A 4,314-nucleotide genomic window follows, 5' to 3' on the forward strand; every position below is an offset into this window, starting at 1 on the left:
CGCGATGAACCTTTTTATTGCTTGTAACATACTGCGAGAGATGCGAGATTGATATGGCCCCTAAAAAGTAGACACAGGGGTTGTCCCGTATTTAATCAACACGGGACAGATGAAGTAGGGAGAGACTAACGCTTTAAGTCGATGTAAATCTGCTCAACCTTAGTTCGTGCCCAATCTGTTTTTCGCAGAAACTTTAAGCTCGATTTAATGCTAGGGTCTTTTTTAAAGCAGTTGATATTAACCATGTAACTCAACTCTTCCCAACCGTAATGTTCAACCAATTCAGTTAGCAGCTTTTGAAGCGTGATACCGTGAAGTGGGTTATTTGCTTGTGTCATGAGATTTACCCGTCATTTATTTGCTCTCAGTATATCAGCTTAGCCATCAGAGTTTCCCGACCATTTCAATGAGAAGTCGGTATCGACGATATTGAGCATTTCCCTTCCTTTGTTACCAAACTCACTGACCTGCGTTTCTATCCATTTGGAGAAGCGTTGAATCTTATCGCGATGAAAGTATCCCGGTGGCGCACATAAGAAATAGTTGTATTTTGGTCTTAGCGCTGTATGACCAATTCTAACTAGCTTCCCTTCTTGCAGGTATCGATACACCAAGCTGTGTTTGACTAAAGCGACTCCTTGAACAGAGAGTGCCCCTTCTAGTACAAAGTGAGAGCCATCAAACTGCAACGTGGTGTGACCGCCTTCAACGCCTACTTCATTAAGCCATATTGACCAATCCATGTCTGGCCATCGGTCTTCAATTAGCTCGGCTTTGTGCAGGTCCTCGACACTGTATATTCCATACTTCTCCTGATAGAGCGGATGACAAACAGGATATAACACTTCATCCATTAGCCAGCGCGACTCTAGATTTGGGTAGTTACCGTGCCCATAGCGTATACAGATATCGATACTCGAATCCTCAAAGGTGATCAGCTTATTGGTCGGTTCAATCAACATAGAAAGATCTGGGTGTCTCTCTCTGAAATCCCCAATCCTTGGCACCAACCAATGCTGGGCAAAAGATGGAACGGTCGAGATCGACAGCTGAGTGGGATTAGGGTCCTGGTTTATTTGTCTGACCCCATCTTGAATATGGGCAAAGCCTTTCTTCGCTTGTAGGTACAGTACTTCGCCTTCATGAGTTAATACTATTTTTCGGTGTTGGCGAATAAACAGATCTGCGCCTAACCACTCTTCAAGTTGGCGAATTTGTTGGCTGACTGCTGCGGCTGTGACAAATAGCTTTTCTGCTGCCAGCTTAAAACTGCCTGTTTCAGCTGCCGTATAAAAATAGTAGATCCCTTGGAATGGTGGGGTACGCTCTCTCACATTAGTTTTCCTTAACTGAATGCCAGTATCTATCGTTTGTCGATGTTGCTCTGTTGGTCGATTATTGACCATAACAAAGCAAAAGATCAACAGGAGAAAGGCTATGAATACGATCACAGCAACAGCAAATACCAACCATTCATTTTTATCATCATTATCAATTAAGAAATTCTATTCTAAATTAGGCATGTACTTTCAAAATCGTAGAACCAGAAAGCAGCTGTCTGAGCTACCAGAGTATTTGTTGAGAGATGTAGGGATTACACAGGAACAAGTTGATAAGGAACTGAAAAAATCGTTTTGGGAGTGAGTGGGAGTGTTAGGGGAGGGACTGGCTAATCTAAGGTTGAGCGTACTTTGCTGCCAAAAAAGGAGCCATATGGCTCCCTCTCGATTTTAATTATTCTTCCCAAACCACCAATTTATCTTTCGGCCAGTTATGACCAACTTCATGGTATTTCTGCTCAAGGATATGTCGCTTGATTTTGAGAGTCGGGGTTAACACGCCATTCTCAATGCTCCATGGTTCCTTAATCATCAATACACCTTTGATCTTCTCGTGTGAACCAAGCTGCTCGTTCATTTTCTCGATAACGCGCTTTGTCGTTTTCTCATAGCGAGCTCGATCGAAATTAGGGAAGTCATGCGGTACCACAAGTAGGATTGGACCAGGTAGGCCAAGACCTATCAAACACATCATTTCTACGCGGCTGTACTCAAACAGTTTGTTTTCGATTGGTACAGGGGCAACAAACTTACCTTTAGCGGTTTTAAAGGTATCTTTCTTACGCCCACGAATCGTTAGGTAACCTTCACTATCGATATCACCGATATCACCGGTATGAAGCCAACCATCCGAGTTAAAAGACTCTTGGGTTGCAATATCATTCTTGTAGTAACCAGAGAACATGCCTTTGCTTCGAACTAAAATCTCTTCGTCTTCTGCAATTTTGAGTTCAATGCCCGGACCAGCGTTACCAACCGTACCAATTTTATCGGCTCTAAACGGGTGGTTAATCGTGCTGTAGGCGAAAGACTCAGTCATTCCCCAAGCTTCGGTAATGTGTAGGCCAACACTCTCATACCATGCAAGTAGAGCTGGTGATACTGGAGCTGAGCCACAGCCAAGAACGCGAGCTTGGTCTAACCCCAGACCATCAGCCAGTTTCTTCTTAATTAGGTTATTCACGAACGGAATTTTAAGTAAGAAGTTCAGTTTTTTCTGTGGAAGTTTATCTTGGATTCGTTGTTGGAATAGAGTCCATAAACGAGGAACTGAAATAAACAAAGTTGGACGATGCATTTTTACATCATCAATAAATGTGTCTAAAGATTCAGGGAAAGCAGTAACCACCCCACCCATCACTGAAGAACCAAAGATGTACACTCGTTCGGTTATATGGGCAAGCGGCAGATAAGAAAACAGGCGATCGCCAGGTTGGATACCAATGTGATCGATTAATCTCTGAACTGACCATGTAAAGGCACCATACGTGAGCATTGCGCCTTTCGGTAACCCAGACGTACCCGAAGTATAAACAAGCGACATCAGCTTATCATCGTGATGCTGAGGTCTTTTGGTTGAGGGTTCATGTGTTTCGATAAGTTGCTCAAAAGTGTGCTGGCACTTAGCGGCAGTATCGTAGGGTAACGAGATACTAATTAGACTCGGATTATCATCGAGTACTTTTTGAGTGGCTTTAGGATCATCAAGCTTACCGGCAATTACAATCTTACTTTCACTGTGTTCAATACAGTATTGAATAGTGTCTGCCCCCGCTGTTGGAAAGATTGGGACGCTGACAAAATCTCCTAACATCATGGCAAGATCACAGATAAACCACTCTGCACAGTTTTTTGAAACGAGCGCGACTCGATCGCCGGGTTGAGCTCCGAGTCCTTCTAATGCTGACGCCAGTTTTAGTGCTTTGTCGGCCACTTCTTTATAAGTAAATTCAACAAATTGGCGGTTGATGATTTGTTTTAAATAGACTTCATCTGGGCGTTCTTCTGCCCATTTTAAAATCATGTCATTGGGTGTAGGGAGAGCTGTTGCTTTTTCTTGGCTAAACTCGTTAGGCTGAATCATTGTCTAACTCCATGTTTTTCGCTAAGTTATTTTTGTTAAGATCATGTTAAATGTACCATGATTTTTTCTTTTAGGGAGTAAAATTAGCGTTTTCTGTTATCCGTGCAGGCACGTCTGTAACTTGCGGGTGTTACTCCGGTCCTTTTCTTAAAGATTCTTGAAAAATACGACACATCCTTGTATCCACATTGGTAAGAAATAACAGCTATTTTTGATTCGGTATCGGCTTCGATTAACTTTTTGGCTAACAGGATTCGTTTATCGCACACAAAGTCTCTAAAGCTTACCCCAAAGTGTAGATGAAACTTCTTAGAAAAGTAGGTTGTTGAACAATGACACTTTTCTGCGATTTCTGTTTCTCTGATTTCTTTGTTGATGTTGTCCATAACAAAGTTAACGACTTCAGAGGTAAACAACTTTGCAGGTAATTGATTGTTGTTGTTTGTATCTCGGTCGAGATCAAAATGAGGCTCGAAGATATGCTGTGTTTTACTCTTCAGTTCTTCGAACTTACTGGTCAGATGTTTACTGTTTGTTTCGATAATAAAGAATATATTCTTATGATTTCGAACGATATTAGGTAACGGGTCTGAGCAAATAAGAACTATTCTTTTATTAAGGTTCTCGCAAATAGCTAAAGCCATTGTAAGTAGTTGAAGTTTATCTGGCTTATTCAATATGAAAAACACTAACCTTACATCTAAGTTACTGATTATAGATATATCTTGTCCAAAGTTTTCAATAGGAAAGTAGTGGCTTATTTTATTGATAATAACAGCGTTAAAGTCACTATCCTTATCTGATAATAAAGGTGTTACTACTTTCATATAAATACCAACTCTATTTCATATTTAAATGTGGGTTTAAAATTAGCTAAATTACTATACGTAA

The 4,314-nt window shown here is 41.1% G+C and carries 5 protein-coding genes; 1 reads left to right on the plus strand and 4 read right to left on the minus strand.

The features are described 5' to 3' along the window. Nucleotides 1-125: 125 nt before the first annotated feature. Complete coding sequence (locus AB4517_RS21520) at nt 126-338, minus strand: VF530 family DNA-binding protein (protein ID WP_017063289.1); 213 nt, start codon at nt 336-338, stop codon at nt 126-128. A gap of 39 nt (nt 339-377) precedes the next feature. Then, nucleotides 378-1,334, minus strand: a complete 957-nt coding sequence (locus AB4517_RS21525) for a LysR substrate-binding domain-containing protein (protein ID WP_136973757.1) — start codon at nt 1,332-1,334, stop codon at nt 378-380. 103 nt (nt 1,335-1,437) lie between these two features. On the opposite strand from AB4517_RS21525, the gene AB4517_RS21530 reads away from it, so the two are divergent. Then, nucleotides 1,438-1,644: a DUF1127 domain-containing protein gene (locus tag AB4517_RS21530; protein ID WP_048658140.1), complete on the plus strand. Its 207-nt coding sequence runs from the start codon at nt 1,438-1,440 to the stop codon at nt 1,642-1,644. Between the two features lie 90 nt (nt 1,645-1,734). Here AB4517_RS21530 and AB4517_RS21535 read toward each other — a convergent pair whose 3' ends face one another. Both AB4517_RS21535 and AB4517_RS21540 read right to left on the minus strand, forming a co-directional pair. Then, on the minus strand, nt 1,735-3,423 hold the full coding sequence (locus AB4517_RS21535) for an AMP-binding protein (RefSeq protein WP_372149902.1): 1,689 nt from the start codon (nt 3,421-3,423) through the stop codon (nt 1,735-1,737). An 83-nt stretch (nt 3,424-3,506) separates the two neighbouring features. Further along, nucleotides 3,507-4,250 carry a helix-turn-helix domain-containing protein gene (locus tag AB4517_RS21540; RefSeq protein ID WP_372125740.1) on the minus strand — a complete coding sequence of 248 codons (744 nt, stop codon included), beginning with the start codon at nt 4,248-4,250 and terminating at the stop codon, nt 3,507-3,509. Between the last annotated feature and the right edge of the window lie 64 nt (nt 4,251-4,314).

This window comes from Vibrio sp. 10N.222.52.C3 (assembly GCF_041474195.1).
Lineage (GTDB): Bacteria > Pseudomonadota > Gammaproteobacteria > Enterobacterales > Vibrionaceae > Vibrio > Vibrio crassostreae_C.

Bases quoted from the DNA above. Each gene is read 5' to 3' on its own strand.
- AB4517_RS21520 (WP_017063289.1), bottom strand. From the start codon at position 338: ATGACACAAGCAAATAACCCACTTCACGGTATCACGCTTCAAAAGCTG.
- AB4517_RS21530 (WP_048658140.1), top strand. From the start codon at position 1,438: ATGAATACGATCACAGCAACAGCAAATACCAACCATTCATTTTTATCA.
- AB4517_RS21535 (WP_372149902.1), bottom strand. From the start codon at position 3,423: ATGATTCAGCCTAACGAGTTTAGCCAAGAAAAAGCAACAGCTCTCCCT.
- AB4517_RS21540 (WP_372125740.1), bottom strand. From the start codon at position 4,250: ATGAAAGTAGTAACACCTTTATTATCAGATAAGGATAGTGACTTTAAC.